Source organism: Streptomyces niphimycinicus (assembly GCF_018883605.1).
Taxonomy (GTDB): domain Bacteria; phylum Actinomycetota; class Actinomycetes; order Streptomycetales; family Streptomycetaceae; genus Streptomyces; species Streptomyces niphimycinicus.
This window is the reverse complement of record NZ_JAHLEM010000511.1, coordinates 1-1,569: the sequence shown is the minus strand read 5'-3', so window position 1 is coordinate 1,569 and position 1,569 is coordinate 1. Positions and strand designations below refer to the sequence as shown.

At 72.9% G+C, this 1,569-nt stretch carries 1 protein-coding gene; it reads right to left on the bottom strand.

The features are described from left to right. Positions 1 to 1,569 (bottom strand): type I polyketide synthase (locus tag KN815_RS34315; RefSeq protein ID WP_216345753.1); only part of this gene is annotated, 1,569 nt, incomplete at both ends.

Here is a 1,569-nt window from a genome sequence, read left to right as displayed (position 1 = left end):
CCTGCATCAAACGGCCACGCGCCGCCACCAACCGGCACGCATCCGCCAGCGACAACACACCCGCCACATGCGCCGCGGCCAACTCACCGATCGAATGCCCGGAGAGGAAATCGGGCCGCAGCCCCCACGCCTCCACCAGCCGGAACAACGCCACCTCAACCGCGAACAACCCGGGCTGAGTGAACCCCGTCTGGTCCAGCGCCGCAGCATCGTCCCCGAACAGCACATCCTTCAAAGGCCGTTCGAGATGCGCGTCCAGCTCAGCGCACACCGCGTCCAGCGCATCCGCGAACACCGGATAGGCGTCATACAGTTCACGCCCCATCCCCAGCCGCTGACTCCCCTGCCCCGTGAACAGGAACGCCACCTTGCCACCGGCCACCGAGCCCTGAACGAGCGCCGCAGAGCGACGTCCCTCGGCCAGCGCCCCCAGAGCCTTCAGCAGCCCGTCCCGGTTCTCGGCCACCACCACCGCACGGTGGTCGAAGGCCGACCGCCCGGTCGCGAGCGAGTACGCCACGTCCTCCGGACGCAGCTCGGGCCGGGCCTCCACATGCGCCACCAGCCGCTCGGCCTGGTCCCGCAGCGCAGCCGCACTCCGCCCGGACAGCACCCACGGCACCACGGCGGGCGGGACGGCGGGAGCCGCGGGAGTCTCCGCCGCCTCCACCTCCGGCGCCTGCTCGATGATGGTGTGCACATTGGTGCCGCTGATGCCGAACGACGACACGCCCGCACGGCGCGGGCGGCCGGTCTCCGGCCATTCCACCTGATCCGTCAGCAGCGCGACCGCGCCCGCCGACCAGTCCACATGCGGCGACGGCTCGTCCGCGTGCAGGGTCTTCGGAAGCACCCCGTGCCGCATCGCGAGGATCATCTTCATCACACCCGCGACACCGGCGGCGGCCTGGGTGTGGCCCATGTTCGACTTGATGGAGCCGAGCAGCAACGGCCGCTCCGCGTCCCGCTCCTGGCCGTACGTGGCCAGCAGCGCCTGCGCCTCGATCGGGTCGCCCAGCGTCGTACCCGTACCGTGCGCCTCGACCGCGTCCACATCGCCGACCGACAGCCCGGCGGCGGCCAGCGCCTGCCGGATGACGCGCTGCTGGGACGGGCCGTTCGGCGCCGTCAGACCGTTGGACGCACCGTCCTGGTTCACCGCGCTGCCGCGCACCACGGCCAGCACCGGGTGGCCGTTGCGGCGCGCGTCCGACAGCCGCTCGACCAGCAGCATGCCCGCGCCCTCGGCCCAGCCCGTGCCGTCCGCGTCCGCCGAGAACGCCTTGCAGCGGCCGTCGGCGGACAGGCCGCCCTGGCGGCTGAAGCCGACGAACGTGCCGGGCGTCGCCATCACCGTGACACCACCGGCCAGCGCCATGGTGCACTCGCCCGCGCGCAGCGCCTGCATCGCCCAGTGCAGCGCCACCAGCGACGACGAACACGCCGTGTCGACGGTGACCGCCGGGCCCTCCAGGCCGAGGGCGTAGGCGACGCGGCCAGAGGCGATGGAGCCCGTGCTGCCGGAGCCGATCGCGCCCTCGCCACCGCCGTCCGGGGCCTGCTCCACGA